This window comes from uncultured Paracoccus sp., assembly GCF_945915435.1.
In the GTDB taxonomy this organism is placed as follows: Bacteria; Pseudomonadota; Alphaproteobacteria; order Rhodobacterales; family Rhodobacteraceae; genus Paracoccus.
This window is the reverse complement of the sequence record NZ_CAMEFG010000001.1, coordinates 1-15,369: the sequence shown is the minus strand read 5'-3', so window position 1 is coordinate 15,369 and position 15,369 is coordinate 1. Positions and strand designations below refer to the sequence as shown.

The following is a 15,369-nucleotide window of genomic DNA, read 5'->3' as shown; positions in this document are numbered from 1 at the left end:
AGGGCGCCCCGTGGGACGCCCCGCCGTTTTCTGCCCGCAGGCTTCAGAACTTCATCACATAGCTGATGCCCGCGACTACCGGATCGACATCGACCGAGCCGATCCTTGTCCCGTCAAGCTCGACATCCGCATTGATGTCGATCCAGCGCAGGTCCGCGCGGATCGCCGAGCGGTCGTTGATCCAGTAATCCGCACCCAGATGCGCGGCCAGCCCCCAACTGTTCTTGACGCGCAGGCTGCTGCCCTCCAGCGGTCCCCGCGCCTCGCCGTCCCAGAAGCCGGTGAAGTTCACGCCGACGCCCACGAAGGGCTTGAACTGCGGCGTCGCGTCGAAGTGATATTGCAGCGACACGACCGGCGGCAGGTGCTTGACCGTCCCGATCTCGGCCCCCTCGGACCTGATCGAGTGGCGGAAGGGCAGGGCCGCCAGCACCTCGATGCCCAGGTTGTCGCGGATGAAATATTCAAAGGTAATGCTCGGGCGCGTGCTGCTGCCGATGCTGGTCGGAACCGTGCCGCCTGCCAGCGTGCCGTTGTCGGACTTGGGATCGACATGGGCCACGCCGATGCCGATGGTCCATTCGCCTTGCGACTGCGCGAACACGGGCGAGCAAAGGGCGACCAGCGCCGTCGCGATAAGAATATGGCGTTTCATTTCAAACCTCTTGCAAGTTCGCGCCCCGCCTCATCGCGCGGATCCCGTCCCCGCCGCCTTGATCTGCATCAACCATGTGACGGCACCGCGCGATCCGTGGCTTTCGCGCATCGTTTTTCCGCCAGAAGGGTCCTGCCATGAAACTGCGCTCAGCCGCGCTGCCCTCGTCCGAGACGTTCCGCGCCAACCGCCAGGCGCATCTGCAAATGCTGGAAACCGTGCGCCAGGCGGCCGAGGCCGCGGCTGCGGGCGGCGGCCCCGCCGCGCTGGAACGCCACGTCTCGCGCGGCAAGATGGCGCCGCGCGAAAGGGTGGCGAACCTGCTCGACCCCGGCAGCCCGTTTCTGGAAATCGGCGCGACGGCGGCGCATGGGATGTATGACGGCGCGGCCCCGTCGGCGGGGGTGATCGCGGGCATCGGGCAGGTGCATGGCCAGGATGTGATGGTCGTGGCCAATGACGCGACGGTCAAGGGCGGCACCTATTACCCGATCTCGGTGAAAAAGCACCTGCGCGCCCAGGAAATCGCGCAGGAATGCCGGCTTCCCTGCGTCTACCTGGTCGATTCGGGCGGCGCCAACCTGCCCAATCAGGACGAGGTCTTTCCCGACCGCGACCACTTCGGCCGCATCTTCTACAACCAGGCGCAGTTGTCGGCGCGCGGGATTGCGCAGATCGCGGTGGTGATGGGGTCCTGCACGGCGGGGGGCGCCTATGTGCCCGCCATGTCCGACGTCACGATCATCGTGCGAAACCAGGGCACGATCTTCCTGGCCGGCCCGCCGCTGGTCAAGGCCGCGACGGGCGAGGTCGTCAGCGCCGAGGACCTTGGCGGCGGCGACGTCCACACCCGCCTCTCCGGCGTCGCCGACTACCTGGCCGAGGACGACGCCCATGCGCTGGCGCTGGCCCGCCGCGCGATCGGCAACCTCAACCGGCAACAGCCGCAGACGGTCGCGTGGCAATCGCCCGAACCCCCGGCCTACGACCCCGAGGAAATCCTGGGCGTCACCCCCCCCGACCTGCGCACCCCCTACGATATCCGCGAGGTGATCGCCCGCGTGGTCGACGGCTCGCGTTTCGACGAATTCAAGGCCCGCTTCGGCGAAACGCTGGTCACGGGCCTTGCCCATGTCCAGGGCTGCCCTGTCGGCATCGTCGCCAACAACGGCGTGATCTTTTCCGAGGCCGCGCAGAAAGGCGCCCATTTCATCGAACTCTGCTCGATGCGAAACATCCCGCTGGTCTTCCTGCAAAACGTCACCGGCTTCATGGTCGGGCGCAAATACGAAAACGAAGGCATCGCGCGCCACGGCGCCAAGATGGTGACGGCGGTCGCGACGACAAACGTGCCCAAGATCACGATGCTGGTCGGCGGCAGCTTCGGCGCGGGCAATTACGGCATGTCGGGCCGCGCCTACAGCCCGCGCTTCCTGTGGACATGGCCGAACTCGCGTATCGGCGTCATGGGCGGCGAACAGGCCGCGGGCGTCTTGGCCACCGTGCGCCGCGACGGCATCGAGCGCCGCGGCGGCACCTGGTCCCCCGAGGAAGAGGCCGAGTTCAAGCGCCCCACCATCGAGATGTTCGAACGCCAGAGCCACCCCCTCTACGCCTCGGCGCGCCTCTGGGACGATGGCATCGTCGATCCCCGCAAGACGCGCGAGGTGCTGGCCCTTTCGCTCCGTGCCAGCCTCAACGCCCCGATAGAACCAACGCGCTTCGGCATCTTCAGGATGTAGGCAGATGCCACAGGACCGCGCCCGCTTTCTTCATCATCCAAATACCCGCGGGGGTCCGGGGGCGGCAGCCCCCGGCCTTCGCCAGAGGCAAGGTGCCCCATGTTCGCAAAGATCCTGATCGCCAACCGCGGTGAAATCGCCTGCCGCGTCATCGACACCGCCCGCAGGCTGGGCGTGCGCACCGTCGCCGTCTATTCGGATGCCGACCGCGATGCCCGCCATGTCGCGATGGCGGACGAGGCCGTCCATATCGGCGGCCCGGCGCCCAGGGACAGCTACCTGCGCGGCGATACCATCATCCGCGCAGCACTGGATACCGGCGCGCAAGGGATCCATCCCGGCTACGGCTTCCTGTCCGAGAACCCCAATTTCGTGCAGGCGGTCGATCAGGCCGGGCTGGCCTTCATCGGTCCCTCGGCGGATGCGATCCGCAAGATGGGGCTGAAGGACGCGGCCAAGGCGCTGATGGAACAGGCGGGCGTGCCCGTGGTGCCCGGCTATCACGGCGACAACCAGGACGCGGACCACCTCGCCGCGCAGGCGGCGGCCATCGGCTATCCCGTCCTGATCAAGGCCGTCGCGGGCGGCGGCGGCAAGGGCATGCGGCTGGTCGAAACCCCCGGCGCCTTCGCCGCCGCCCTGCAATCGGCGCAGGGCGAGGCCGCGACCGCCTTCGCCAACCCCGCCGTGCTGATCGAGAAATACATCCGCAAACCCCGCCATATCGAGGTGCAGGTCTTCGGCGACGGCACCCGCGCCGTCCACCTGTTCGAACGCGACTGTTCGCTGCAACGCCGCCACCAGAAGGTGATCGAGGAAGCCCCGGCCCCCGGCATGACCGCTGAAATGCGCCAGGCGATGGGTGCCGCCGCCACCCGCGCGGCCGAGGCGATCGGCTACAGCGGCGCGGGCACGATCGAGTTCATCGTCGACGGCAGCGAGGGCCTGCGCCCCGACCGTTTCTGGTTCATGGAGATGAACACCCGCCTGCAGGTCGAACATCCCGTGACCGAACTGATCACCGGCATCGATCTTGTCGAATGGCAACTCCGCGTCGCCAGCGGCGAATCCCTGCCCGCCCGCCAGCAGGACCTGGCCATCACCGGCCACGCCTTCGAGGCCCGGCTTTATGCCGAGGACGTTCCCGCCGGTTTCCTGCCCGCCACCGGCACCCTTGCCCATCTGCGCTTTCCCGAACACGCCCGAATCGAAACCGGCGTCAGGCAGGGCGACACGATCAGCCCGTGGTATGACCCGATGATCGCCAAGATCGTCACCCACGGCCCGACCCGTGCCATCGCGCTGCGTGCGCTGGAAACCGCTCTGGCCGATACCGAGGTCGCGGGTTCCGTCACCAATGTCGATTTCCTGGGCGCCCTGACCCGGCATGAGGGTTTCGGGCGGGGCGAGGTCGATACCGACCTGATCGCCCGCGACCTTGATGCGCTGACCGCGCAGACGCCACCCGATCCGCGCGCACTCGCGCTGGCGGTGATCGGGCTGGCCGGGCTGGCCCCTTGCCAAAATCGCGAACCGCAGCCCGGCACGGTGCTGTGGCAACCCCTGCGGCGCAGCGTCGAATGGCAGGGCGGTCAGGCCGTGCTTGAGGTTCTCGGCCCCGGCCAGGCCCGCGTCACCATCGACGGCCAGCCCCACGACATCGCCCGGCGCAATGGCCGCTGGTGGATCGACGGCGGCCCCTGCGCCGCGCGGATCGCCTGCCATGACGGCGGGGTCAGCGTCTTCGGCCTTGGCACGCTGACCCTGACCCCTATCGACCCGCTGGATCGCGGGGCCGAGGAGGCGGGCGGCGGGCTGACGCTTTCGCCCATGCCGGGGCTGGTCAAGGCGGTTTTCGTCACCCCCGGCCAGCATGTCGCGGCAGGCGACCGGCTTGCCATCCTGGAGGCGATGAAGATGGAACACACCCTGACCGCCGCCCGCGACGGCACCGTGGCCGAGGTCCTGACCCATGAGGGCGATCAGGTCGAGGCAGGCGCCCCCCTGATCCGGCTGGACGGCGACGATGACTGAGATCACGCTCTGGCATGTGCCGCTGTCGCGCTCGATGCGGGTCATGTGGCTGCTCGAGGAAATCGGTTGCGACTACGCATTGCGCCCGCTCGATTTCTTCGACGGCTCGATGCGGGCCGCACCCTATGACCGTATCCACCCCACGGGCCGCGTGCCCGCCTTGCAGATCGGCGGCCTGACGCTGCACGAATCCGGCGCGATGATCGAATACCTTTGCGAGACCCGCGCGCCCCACCTCATCGCCCTGCCGGGTCAGCCGGGGCGCGGCGCCTGGCTGGACTGGCTGCATTACGCCGAGACGCTTGGCCAGCATCTGGCGAACCTGACCCAGCACCATGTCGTCCTGCGTGAGGATTGGCAGCGTTCCCCCACCGTGATGAAGCTGGAGGCCGCCCGCCTGTCGCGGGCCCTGCGGCTGGTCGAGGACTGGCTGAAGGACGACTGGCTGATGGGCGAATTTTCGGGCGTGGACTGCGCGGTGGGCTATTCGGTCTGGCTGGCGGGGCGCTTCGTGCGGCTGGATGAACGCCCGCGCCTTGCGGCTTATGCCGCCCGCTGCGCCGCGCGCCCCGCCTTTGCCCGGTGCCTGCCGCCTGCAGGCGCCCCCACCATCTACACCCGCGATTTCTACGAGGCCCCCGATGCCTGAATTCGTCGAGATATTCGAAATGGGGCCGCGCGACGGCTTGCAGAACGAAAAGCGGCTGATCCCTGCCGCGGAAAAGATCGCGCTGGTCGACCTGCTGTCGCAGGCCGGTTTCCGGCGGATCGAGGTCACAAGCTTCGTCAGCCCGAAATGGGTGCCCCAGATGGCCGACGCGGCGCAGGTGATGGCGGGCATTACCCGCCGTCCCGGCATCAGCTATGCGGTGCTGACGCCCAACATGAAGGGCTATCAGGCCGCCCGCGCCGCCCGTGCCAGCGAGGTCGCGATCTTCGCCAGCGCGTCCGAGGGGTTTTCCAAGGCCAACCTGAACGCCACCATCGCCGAAAGCCTCGAACGTCTGGCCCCGGTCGCGCAGGCGGCGCAGGTGGATGGGGTGCCGGTGCGGGGCTATGTCTCGGTCGTGACGGATTGCCCCTTCGACGGGCCGACCCCGCCCGCCAGCGTCGCCCGCGTGGCGGCGGCGCTGCGCGACATGGGCTGTTACGAGATCAGCCTGGGCGACACCATCGGGCAGGGCAGGGCCGAGACCATCGACGCCATGCTGGCCGCCGTGCTGAACGAATTGCCCCCCGACCGCCTGGCCGGGCATTACCACGACACCGCAGGCCGCGCGCTGGAAAACACCGACGCGAGCCTTGCGCGCGGGCTGCGGGTCTTCGACGCCGCCGTGGGCGGGCTGGGGGGCTGCCCCTATGCGCCCGGCGCGGCGGGCAATGTGGCGACCGAAAAGCTGGCGGCGCATCTGGCAGCGCTTGGCCATGACACCGGGCTGGACATGGATATCATCGCGCAGGCGGCGGACATGGCACATGCCATGCGTCAGGGGGCCATGCGTCAGGGGGCCATGCGGGCAGAGGGAACGCAATGAATTTCCAGACCATAGCCATCGACCGCGACGGGCGCGGCATCACGACCCTGCGGCTGGCGCGGGCGGAGAAGCACAACGCCTTGTCGGCGCAGATGATGGACGAATTGACCGAGGCCGCCGGGATGCTGGGCAGCGACCCCGATACCCGCGCCGTGATCCTGACCGGCACGGGTCCCAGCTTCTGCGCGGGCGGCGATCTTGGCTGGATGCGCGAACAGCTTGGTGCCGACGGGCCTGCGCGCCGCGCCGCTGCGCGCAAGCTGGCGATGATGCTGAATGCGCTCAATGAAATGCCCAGGCCGTTGATCGGCAAGGTGCAGGGCAATGCCTTCGGCGGGGGCATCGGCATGATCTCGGTCTGCGACGTGGCCTTTGGCGCGCAAGGCGCCCGTTTCGGGCTGACCGAGACGCGGCTTGGCCTGATCCCCGCCACCATCGGCCCCTATGTCGTCGCCCGGATGGGCGAGGGGCGGGCGCGCCGCGTCTTCATGTCGGCGCGGATATTCGACGCGGACGAGGCGATGCGGCTGGACCTTCTGGCCGGTGTCCACGCGCCCGGCGAACTGGATGCCGTCGCCTTGGCCGAGGCCGAGGCCTACCTGCAAACCGCCCCCGGCGCCGTCGGCGCGGCCAAGCGCCTTGCGCGCAGGCTTGGCCCGCGCATCGACCCGGATGTGATCGAGATCAGCATGGATGCGCTGGTCGATGCCTGGGACGCGCCCGAGGCCGCCGAAGGGATCGCCGCTTTCTTCGACCGGCGCAAGCCCGGCTGGCAGGCCTAGCCCTCCGGTCCCGCTTCCGGGCGGTGCGCCAGCATCACCCGGCGCGAGATCGACCCGAATTCGCGCTGCCAGTTCAGGTAGAACACCGCCGCCACCGCCACGATCAGCGCCACCGCGCCCGCCAGCCATGCCAGCGTGCCAAGCGCGAAATAGATCCCGCGCAGCCCCGCGTTGAAGCTGCGGGCGGCGCGGATGTTCAACTCGGCCGCCTGCATTGCGCGGGGCAGGGCGCGGGGGTCGCGTGCGTCGTCGGGCACCGATCCCATCATGATCGCGCAATAGCCGAACAGCCGGTTCGACCAGACGAATTTCAGGAAGGCATCGACCACGAACAGCAGGGCGATGATGATCTTGACCTCCCATTTGATGGTCGGAACGTCGCCAAGCTGCATCTGGCGCGCGAAGCCCGCGATCTGCTCGGAATTGCCGATCAGCGCCAGCCCGCCCCCGATCGCGATCATCGAGGCCGAGGCGAAGAAGGCCGTGCTTTCGCGCAGGCTGGACAGGATGTTACCGTCGAAGATCCGCGGATCGCGGTGGACGAACTGACGCATCCATTCGCGCCGGTAGTCCTTCATCAGGACCGAGACCGAGGGCTTGTCGGCAGGCGGGTTCTCGATCCGCCAGCCAATGAAGAACCAGGCGAAGAACAGCCACAGGAAGGCGGCAAGATCCCACAGGTGAAAGGATTGCAGCACGGCAAGAAGCGGGTTCATCGCATGTCCCAGTCGGCGCGGCCCGGTATCGGGCGGATCGTTGCGGTTGGCCCGCAAGATCACAGCAAAGCCGCGCGGATGCAATCGTCATCGCGCACGCAGCCCCCGATGCGGGGGCTTGAAACGCCGCGGCGGGCTTCCCAGATTCCCCCTGTCGGATGGCCCGCGACGGGCATCCGGGAAACCGCCCGCCCTTTCGGGGGGCAAGCTTGTATCGCTTTGAAAAAGGATGCGACATGCGAAACTTTGACCTGACCCCGCTTTACCGTGCCTCGGTCGGCTTCGACCGGATCGCCGATGTGCTGGACCGCGCGCTGGCCAGCGACCTGCCGCAGCAGGGTTATCCGCCCTACAATATCGAAAAGACGGGCGAGAACGCCTATCGCATCTCGATCGCCGTCGCCGGCTTTTCTGCCGACGACCTGTCGGTCGAGGTGAAGGAAGGCGCCGTCATCGTCTCGGGCCGCAAGCAGGCCGACGAGGATGAAGGGCGCAACTACCTGCATCGCGGCATCGCCACCCGCGCGTTCGAGCGCAAGTTCACCCTTGCCGATCACGTCCGGGTCGAGGGCGCCAGCCATCTTGACGGGATGCTGCATATCGACCTGGTGCGCGAATTGCCCGAGGCGCTGAAACCCCGCCGGATCGAGATCGCGAAACCGGCGAAAGCCGTCGGCAAACTGGATGCCTGAGCACGGGGCCTGACCAGCGGCGGGGCCGGAAAATCCGGCCCCTTGAATAAAAATGTGCGGGCAAAGCCCGCACGCCATTTGATTGAAGGCGCGGGATTTTCCCGCGCCTTGCCGTTACAGGCGGCGTCTTGCGCGAAGGGCCGCGGTGAGGGTGCCGTCGTCCAGGAAGTCCAGTTCTCCGCCGATGGGGACGCCTTGGGCCAGCCCGGTGACGGCGACGCCGGTGCCCGCCAGCGCCTCGGCGATGTAATGGGCGGTGGTCTGGCCTTCCACCGTGGCGGCCAGGGCGAGGATCACCTCCGAGATACCCTCCTGCGCGATCCGTTCCAGCAGTTGCGGGATGCGCAGGTCCTCGGGGCCGATTTCATCCAGCGCCGACAGGCTGCCGCCAAGGACGTGGTAGCGCCCGCCAAAGGCCCGCCCGCGTTCCAGCGCCCAAAGGTCGGCCACATCCGTCACCACGCAGATTTCCCCGGTGGCGCGGGCCGGGTCGGTGCAGATCGGGCAGATGTCGCCATCCGAGATATTGCCGCAACTCACGCATTCGCGCGAGTTTTCGGCGACCTCGGCCATCAGCGCGGCAAGCGGCGCCATCTGGCCCGCGCGCTTGCGGATCAGGTGCAGCACGATGCGCCGGGCCGAGCGTGGGCCAAGCCCCGGCAGCCGCGCGATCTGCGCGATCAGGGCCTGGATATCGCCGGTGCCGTTACCCTCGCTCATGCGGTTGGCCGTCCTGCCGCGCTCAGAAGGGGAATTTCACGTCGGGCGGCAGGCCCATGCTGCTTGCGATCTTTGCCATTTCCTGCTGCGAGGTGTCGGCGGCGCGTTTCTGCGCGTCCTTGATCGCGGCAAGGATCAGGTCCTCGACGATTTCCTTGTCCTCTGACCGAAAGATCGAGGGGTCGATGTCCAGCCCCGTCAATTCGCCCTTGGCGGTGGCGCGGGCCTTGACCAGACCGCCCCCGGATTCGCCGGTGACGATGGTGCGGGCCAGCGTTTCCTGCATCTCGGCCATCTTCGTCTGCATTTCCTGCGCGGCCTGCATCATGCCGGACAGATCGCCCAAGCCTTCCAATCCCTTGATCATCTTTCAGTCCTCATCCTCGAAGGGGTCCCATTCCTCGACCTCGGCGACGACGCCGTCGGCGGTTTCATGCGAGGATGTATCCTCGCCCGCGTCGATTTCAACCGCCGTCCCGGCAGGGGCCTTGCGGATGTCGGTGATCTGCGCGCCCGGAAAGCTGGCGAAGATCGCCTGTGCGATGGGGTTTTGCATGGCGCGCTGGCGGATGGCTTCTTGCTCGGCCTCGCGGGTTCGCGAGATGGTGGGCTGGCCGCCCTCATTGGCCAGGGTGACGACCCAGCGATGCCCGCCGGTCCAGCTTCGCAACCGCTCGGCCAGCTTTTGCGCCAGATCGGCGGGGGCGTCGGCGGTGGGCTGGAACTCGATCCGGCCGGGCTGGTAGCGGACCAGTTGCACGTGATCCTCGACCGCCAGCAGCAATTGCATGTCGCGCATCCTGCGGATCAACTCGACCACGGCGGGAAAGTCGTGCAGCGCGGTGACCGCATCGGGGGCTACGGCCAGCGCGGCATTGCCTGCCGTGGCGGTGGCGGGCGCGGGACGCCGCATCGCCTGCGGGGCGTTCCCCGCGCCCCCGGTCCCCGGCGCGGCGACGGGCGAGAATTCGCCCGCGGCAAGCGAGGCCTGGACCTTGCGGATCAGCGCATCCGGATCGGGCAGGTCGGCGACATGGGTCAGGCGGATCACCGCCATTTCCGCCGCCATCATGGCGTTGGGCGCGACCGAGACCTCTTCGATCGACTTCAGCAGCAACTGCCACAGCCGGGTCAGCGCGCGCATGGGCACGTTTTCGGCGAATTCCTTGCCGCGCCGGGCCTCGTCGGGGCCGATGGTGGGGTCGTCGATGGCCTCGGGCGTGATCTTGAGGATAGAGATCCAATGCGTGATCTCGGCCAGGTCGCGCAGCACGGCGATGGGGTCGGCGCCGTCGGCATATTGGGTCTGCAACTCGGTCAGCGCCTCGGCGGCGGCGCCGCGCAGGATCATGTCGAACAGGTCCAGCACCCGGCCCCGGTCCGCCAGCCCCAGCATGGCGCGGACCTGCGGGGCGGTCGTCTCGCCCGCGCCGTGGCTGATCGCCTGATCCAGCAGGCTGGTCGCGTCGCGGGCGCTGCCTTCGGCGGCCCGCGTGATCAGCGCCAGCGCGTCGCCCGATATCTGCGCGCCTTCGGCATCGGCGATGCGCTTCAGAAGGGCGATCATCACTTCGGGTTCGATCCGGCGCAGGTCGAAGCGCTGGCAGCGCGACAGCACCGTGACCGGCACCTTGCGGATTTCCGTGGTGGCGAAGATGAATTTCACATGCGGCGGCGGTTCTTCCAGCGTCTTGAGCAGCGCGTTGAAGGCGCTGGTGGACAGCATGTGAACTTCGTCGATGATATAGATCTTGTAGCGCGCGCTGGCCGCCCGGTAATGGACGCTTTCGATGATCTCGCGGATGTCACCGACGCCGGTGCGCGAGGCCGCGTCCATCTCCATCACATCGACGTGGCGGCCCTCGCTGATGGCCAGGCAATGCTCGCAGACACCGCAGGGCTGGGTCGTGGGACCGCCCGCACCGTCGGGACCGATGCAGTTCAGCCCCTTGGCGATGATGCGCGCGGTCGTCGTCTTGCCGGTGCCGCGAATCCCCGTCAGGACAAAGGCTTGCGCGATCCGGTCGGCGGCGAAGGCGTTTTTCAGGGTGCGCACCATCGCATCTTGCCCAACCAGGTCGGCAAAGGTCTCGGGGCGGTATTTCCGCGCCAGCACCTGATAGTTCTGTCCGCTTTCGCTCATCCTGCCGCCCTGCTTGAAAGACCGCGCCACCTTAGCGGCGCGGCCCGGCATCGGCAACCGTCAGGCCGCCTTCCAGTCGAAGGCCAGTTCCTCGCGGAAGCCGAAGCGTTCGAGGTGGTTGGCGACGACCGTCTGCCACCGTTCCAGCGTGTCGGCGTCGGGTGCGTCCAGTTCCAGGTGCAGGGCCGCCGGATCGGCCCGCATCGCCAGCGCGACGTCGTCGGCCAGCGCGATCCGGCCCGCCTGAGCGTCGAATTCCACGGCGAACTTGTGCATCCAATGCTTGCACAATTGCTGAAGATAGCGGCTGGCGTGTTCCGTGGGCGTGTCGCAGGTCGAGCGCATCATCTGGGCAATCCTTCGCTTTCCGTTTCCAGCGGGAAGCTGGGCCGCCGCGCGGCCAAGGTCAAGGGCACGATGGCGGCAAGTTGAAGCGAATGATCTCGCGCAGGGGGCGCCCGCCGGGTTATCCTGCGCGCATGGATCCCACGCTGTCCCGCCGCGCCGCCCTGTCGCTTGCCCTTGCCGCCCCCGCGCTGATCGCCGCGCGCCGGGGCGATGCCCGACCGACCGAAATCCTGGACGAGGCCGCCGCCTTGCCGCAGTTGCGCGCCATCGCGATCTGGCAGGCGGGGGACGAAATCGCGGCGCGGGGCTATGGCCGGTTCACCGCCGACCAGCCGACGAATATCAAGTCGGCGTCGAAATCCATCGTCTCGGCCCTGACCGGGATCGCCATCGGGCGGGGCGTGTTCGCGGGGGTGGACCAGCCCGTGGCGCAGATCCTGCGCGACGACCTGCCCGAAAGCCCCGACCCCCGCCTTGGCCGCGTTACCGTCGGTCACCTGCTGTCCATGCAGGCGGGGCTTGAGCGGAAATCCGGCGCCGCTTACGGGCGTTGGGTGTCCAGCCCGAACTGGGTGCGCGACGCGCTGGCCGCGCCCTTCGTGGCCGAGCCGGGGGGCAGGATGCTTTACTCGACCGCCTCGACCCATCTGCTTTCGGCGGCGCTGACGCGGGCATCGGGGCGATCCACGCTGGAACTGGCGCGCGACTGGCTGGGTCCGGTGCCGGGCTTTGCCATCGCAGGCTGGGATCGCGATCCGCAGGGGATCTACCTGGGCGGCAACCAGATGGCCATGTCCACGCGGTCGCTGCTGGCCTTCGGCGCGCTTTACGCGGCGGGCGGGCTGGCCGGGCAGGAACTGGTCATCCCGCAGGGCTGGATCGGGGAAAGCTGGGTGCGGCGCACGGCCTCGGCCTTCACCGGGGCGGGCTACGGCTACGGCTGGTTCCTGGATCGCATGGCCGGGCGGCAGGTCTGCTACGGCTGGGGTTATGGCGGGCAGATGATCTATGTCGCACCGGCGGAACGCGGTCAGCCGCCCGTCGCCATCGCCGTCACCTCGGACCCCGACGCGCCCTCGGGGCGGACGGGCTATCGCAACCAGTTGCACGATCTGGCGGGGCGATTGCTGGCGCAGCTTTAAGCGCAGATTGACCTTGCGCGCGGGGCAGGGTAGTCGCGCGGCATGGCCCGCGCTCCTTTATTGCAACTCACCGATATTTCGCTGACCTTCGGCGGCGATCCCGTTTTCCACGACCTGAGCCTGACCGTTCAGCAGGGCGACCGCATCGCGCTGGTCGGCCGCAACGGTTCCGGCAAGTCGACGCTGATGAAGGTCATGGCGGGGCTGGTCGAGCCTGACGCGGGCAGCGTGGTCATGCCCGCCGGAACCTCGGCCGGGTATATGGAGCAGGATCCCGACCTTTCGGCCTATCCCACGCTTGGCGATTATGCCGGCGCCGGCCTTCCGCCCGAGGAGGCCTATCGCATCGAAATGGCCGCCGAGGGGTTGAAGTTCGACCCCGACCGCCCCGTCGCCACCGCCTCGGGCGGGGAACGCCGCCGCGCGGCGCTGGCGCGTCTGATGGCGCAGGCGCCCGAGCTGATGCTGCTGGACGAGCCGACCAACCACCTGGACATCGAGGCCATCGCCTGGCTCGAGGAACAGCTTGCCGCTACCCGCGCCGCCTTCGTCCTGATCAGCCACGACCGCGCCTTTCTGCGCGCGCTGACCCGCGCGACCCTGTGGATCGACCGCGGGCAGGTGCGCCGCCAGGACAAGGGTTTCAACGCCTTCGAGGAATGGCGCAAAACCACCTGGGCCGCCGAGGACGAGGCCCGCCACAAGCTGGACCGCAAGATCAAGGCGGAAGCCCGTTGGGCGGTCGAGGGCATCAGCGCCCGGCGCAAGCGCAACCAGGGCCGCCTCCGCGCACTGGCCGACCTGCGCCAGCAGCGCGCCGCCCAGATCCGCCGCCAGGGCACCGCCGCGATGGAGCTGGAAACGGCCCAGCAGTCTGGCCGTCGGGTGATCGACGCGCGCGGGATTTCCAAATCCTTCGGCGACCGGGTGATCCTGCGGCCTTTCGACCTGCGCGTGATGCGCGGCGACCGGCTGGCCTTCGTGGGGCCGAACGGGGCGGGCAAGACGACGCTGATCAAGATGCTGACCGGCGAAATCCCCCCCGACACGGGCGAGGTGAAGCTGGGCACCAATCTGGACATCGCGGTCTTCGACCAGACCCGCAGCGCCATCGACGACAGCGTGACGCTGTGGGACGCGCTGACGGGGGATGCCTTGATGCGTGTTTCGGGGCGGGCCGATCAGGTGATGGTGCGCGGCAATCCGCGTCATGTCGTGGCTTATCTCAAGGACTTCCTGTTCGACGAGGCGCAGGCGCGCGCGCCCGTGGGCAGCCTGTCGGGCGGTGAAAAGGCGCGCCTCTTGCTGGCGAAGATCATGGCTCAGCCCTCGAACCTTCTGGTGCTGGACGAACCGACGAACGACCTGGACGTCGAAACGCTGGACCTGTTGCAGGACCTGCTTGGCGAATATGACGGCACGGTGCTGCTGGTCAGCCACGACCGCGACTTCATCGACCGCGTGGCGACCGCGACCATCGCGATGGAGGGCGACGGGCGCGCGACGCTCTATCCCGGCGGCTGGTCGGATTATCGCGCGCAGCGGCCCGACACCGCCACCCCGGTTGCGCCCGGACCTGCCGCCCGGCCCGCACCGGCCCCGCAGGAAAAGACCCCGCAGGGAAAGACCGGCCTGTCCTTCACCGAAAAGCACCGCCTTGCCGAACTGCCCGCCGTGATCGAACGGCTTGAGGCCGAGATCGGCAAGCTGACCGAGTTCCTCGCCCAACCTGACCTGTTCCAGACCGCCCCGGCCAAGTTCCGCAAGGCCAGCGAGGGGCTGGCCGATCGCCAGGCCGCCCTGGCCGCGGCGGAAGAGGAATGGCTGGAACTGGCGGAAAAGGACGCGGGTTAAGGGGGGGGGGCTTGAACGCCCCTTGACAGGAAGGATGCCGCCATGCCCGATCGCAGCGAACAGGTGCAGGCGGCGCTGGCCGCCCTGCGCGGCATTCTGGGCGAGGGGCTTCTGGCGGTCTGCCTGCACGGCTCGGCCGTATCGGGCGGGCTTCGGCCACAAAGCGACATCGACCTGATCGCGGTGATCGACGATGATCTGGCGGCGGATCCGCGTCGCGATCTTGCGGCGGCGCTGTCGCGGCTTTCGGCCCGCCATCCTGCCAAGCCGGAAGGCCCGCGCTGCCTCGAGGTCATGGTGTTTCGCCGCGCCGACCTTGCCGGGTGCAGCGATCCGGCCCGCGCCGAATTCGTCTATGGCGAATGGCTGCGCGATGCGTTCGAGGCAGGCGAGGCGCCGGTCCCGGCCCACGATCCCGAACATACGCTGGTGCTGGCGCAGGCTTTGCGGGAATCTGTGCCTCTGCTGGGGCCGCCCTTGTCGCGCTTCCTGCCCGAGATCCCGGCCAGCGATGTTCGCCGGGCCATGCGCGCGCTGCTTCCGACCCTGGCGGCGGGGCTGCACGGGGATGAGCGCAACATCCTGCTGACGCTTGCAAGGATGTGGCACACGGCCAGCAGCGGCGCATTCGTCACCAAGGATGCCGCCGCCGCATGGGCCGTGCCGAAAGTCGGCCAGCGCGACGGTGCAACGCTGGAATATGCGCGAAAGGCATATCTGGGCAAGATCGCGGACGACTGGAGCGACCGGCGCGAGGATGCCCGGCACCTGGCTGCGACCCTTGCCCGGCATATCGACAGGGCGCTGTAATGGCCGGGCCATCGCCGGATGGTTGCCGCCATGAAAAAGGCCGCCCCTTGGGGCGGCCTTTCGTGCCTGTGGCGGGCTGCTTACATCATGCCGCCCATGCCACCCATCCCGCCCATGTCGGGCATGCCGCCGCCGGCCGGCTTCGGCTCGGGCTTTTCGGCGATCATGGCTTCGGTGGTGATCAGCAGGCCCGCGA

15 protein-coding genes are annotated in these 15,369 nt (G+C 68.3%); 9 read left to right on the top strand and 6 right to left on the bottom strand.

Annotated elements, in window-relative coordinates:
• Positions 1-43: 43 nt before the first annotated feature.
• Positions 44-655, bottom strand: coding sequence for an OmpW family outer membrane protein (locus Q0O97_RS00075; RefSeq protein WP_294922973.1), 612 nt, complete (start codon positions 653-655; stop codon positions 44-46).
• A gap of 137 nt (positions 656-792) precedes the next feature.
• Here Q0O97_RS00075 and Q0O97_RS00070 point away from each other — a divergent pair, with 137 nt between their 5' ends.
• The 5 genes from Q0O97_RS00070 (at position 793) to Q0O97_RS00050 (ending at position 6,748) form a co-directional block, all read left to right on the top strand.
• Positions 793-2,397 carry a carboxyl transferase domain-containing protein gene (locus tag Q0O97_RS00070; RefSeq protein ID WP_294922970.1) on the top strand — a complete coding sequence of 535 codons (1,605 nt, stop codon included), beginning with the start codon at positions 793-795 and terminating at the stop codon, positions 2,395-2,397.
• Positions 2,398-2,496: 99 nt separating this feature from the next.
• On the top strand, positions 2,497-4,431 hold the full coding sequence (locus Q0O97_RS00065; RefSeq protein WP_294922967.1) for an acetyl/propionyl/methylcrotonyl-CoA carboxylase subunit alpha: 1,935 nt from the start codon (positions 2,497-2,499) through the stop codon (positions 4,429-4,431).
• The gene (locus Q0O97_RS00060; RefSeq protein WP_294922965.1) at positions 4,424-5,080 is read left to right on the top strand and encodes a glutathione S-transferase; all 657 of its coding nucleotides are present in this window, start codon (positions 4,424-4,426) and stop codon (positions 5,078-5,080) included. The genes Q0O97_RS00065 and Q0O97_RS00060 overlap by 8 nt, the downstream gene beginning before the upstream one ends.
• Positions 5,073-5,966, top strand: a complete 894-nt coding sequence (locus Q0O97_RS00055; RefSeq protein ID WP_294922962.1) for a hydroxymethylglutaryl-CoA lyase — start codon at positions 5,073-5,075, stop codon at positions 5,964-5,966. Before Q0O97_RS00060 ends, Q0O97_RS00055 begins: the two co-directional genes overlap by 8 nt.
• Positions 5,963-6,748 carry a crotonase/enoyl-CoA hydratase family protein gene (locus Q0O97_RS00050; protein WP_294922959.1) on the top strand — a complete coding sequence of 262 codons (786 nt, stop codon included), beginning with the start codon at positions 5,963-5,965 and terminating at the stop codon, positions 6,746-6,748. The genes Q0O97_RS00055 and Q0O97_RS00050 overlap by 4 nt, the downstream gene beginning before the upstream one ends.
• On the opposite strand, the gene Q0O97_RS00045 is transcribed toward Q0O97_RS00050, so the two are convergent.
• Positions 6,745-7,464: a DUF599 domain-containing protein gene (locus tag Q0O97_RS00045; RefSeq protein WP_294922956.1), complete on the bottom strand. Its 720-nt coding sequence runs from the start codon at positions 7,462-7,464 to the stop codon at positions 6,745-6,747. The genes Q0O97_RS00050 and Q0O97_RS00045 overlap by 4 nt on opposite strands.
• A gap of 236 nt (positions 7,465-7,700) precedes the next feature.
• Here Q0O97_RS00045 and Q0O97_RS00040 point away from each other — a divergent pair, with 236 nt between their 5' ends.
• Positions 7,701-8,156, top strand: a complete 456-nt coding sequence (locus Q0O97_RS00040; RefSeq protein WP_294922954.1) for an Hsp20 family protein — start codon at positions 7,701-7,703, stop codon at positions 8,154-8,156.
• A gap of 114 nt (positions 8,157-8,270) precedes the next feature.
• Here the strand turns inward: Q0O97_RS00040 and recR are convergent, their stop codons facing one another.
• From recR to Q0O97_RS00020, 4 genes are read right to left on the bottom strand one after another with little or no spacing between them, the layout of a single operon-like run.
• Positions 8,271-8,876: a recombination mediator RecR gene (recR, locus tag Q0O97_RS00035; RefSeq protein ID WP_294922951.1), complete on the bottom strand. Its 606-nt coding sequence runs from the start codon at positions 8,874-8,876 to the stop codon at positions 8,271-8,273.
• Between the two features lie 22 nt (positions 8,877-8,898).
• Positions 8,899-9,243 carry a YbaB/EbfC family nucleoid-associated protein gene (locus Q0O97_RS00030; protein WP_294922947.1) on the bottom strand — a complete coding sequence of 115 codons (345 nt, stop codon included), beginning with the start codon at positions 9,241-9,243 and terminating at the stop codon, positions 8,899-8,901.
• Positions 9,244-9,246: 3 nt separating this feature from the next.
• On the bottom strand, positions 9,247-11,070 hold the full coding sequence (locus Q0O97_RS00025) for a DNA polymerase III subunit gamma/tau (RefSeq protein WP_294922945.1): 1,824 nt from the start codon (positions 11,068-11,070) through the stop codon (positions 9,247-9,249).
• A 9-nt stretch (positions 11,071-11,079) separates the two neighbouring features.
• The gene (locus Q0O97_RS00020) at positions 11,080-11,367 is read right to left on the bottom strand and encodes a DUF2218 domain-containing protein (protein ID WP_294922941.1); all 288 of its coding nucleotides are present in this window, start codon (positions 11,365-11,367) and stop codon (positions 11,080-11,082) included.
• Between the two features lie 89 nt (positions 11,368-11,456).
• On the opposite strand from Q0O97_RS00020, the gene Q0O97_RS00015 reads away from it, so the two are divergent.
• Genes Q0O97_RS00015 through Q0O97_RS00005 form a run of 3 tightly spaced genes read left to right on the top strand, consistent with a single transcriptional unit; the run spans position 11,457 to position 15,173 of the window.
• A complete protein-coding gene (locus tag Q0O97_RS00015) occupies positions 11,457-12,509 on the top strand; it encodes a serine hydrolase (RefSeq protein ID WP_294922939.1) in 1,053 nt (350 codons plus the stop codon).
• 42 nt (positions 12,510-12,551) lie between these two features.
• Entirely contained in the window at positions 12,552-14,363 is a 1,812-nt protein-coding gene (locus tag Q0O97_RS00010; protein WP_294922935.1) for an ABC-F family ATP-binding cassette domain-containing protein, read from the top strand.
• A 42-nt stretch (positions 14,364-14,405) separates the two neighbouring features.
• Positions 14,406-15,173: an aminoglycoside adenylyltransferase domain-containing protein gene (locus tag Q0O97_RS00005; RefSeq protein WP_294922932.1), complete on the top strand. Its 768-nt coding sequence runs from the start codon at positions 14,406-14,408 to the stop codon at positions 15,171-15,173.
• Positions 15,174-15,369: the final 196 nt, after the last annotated feature.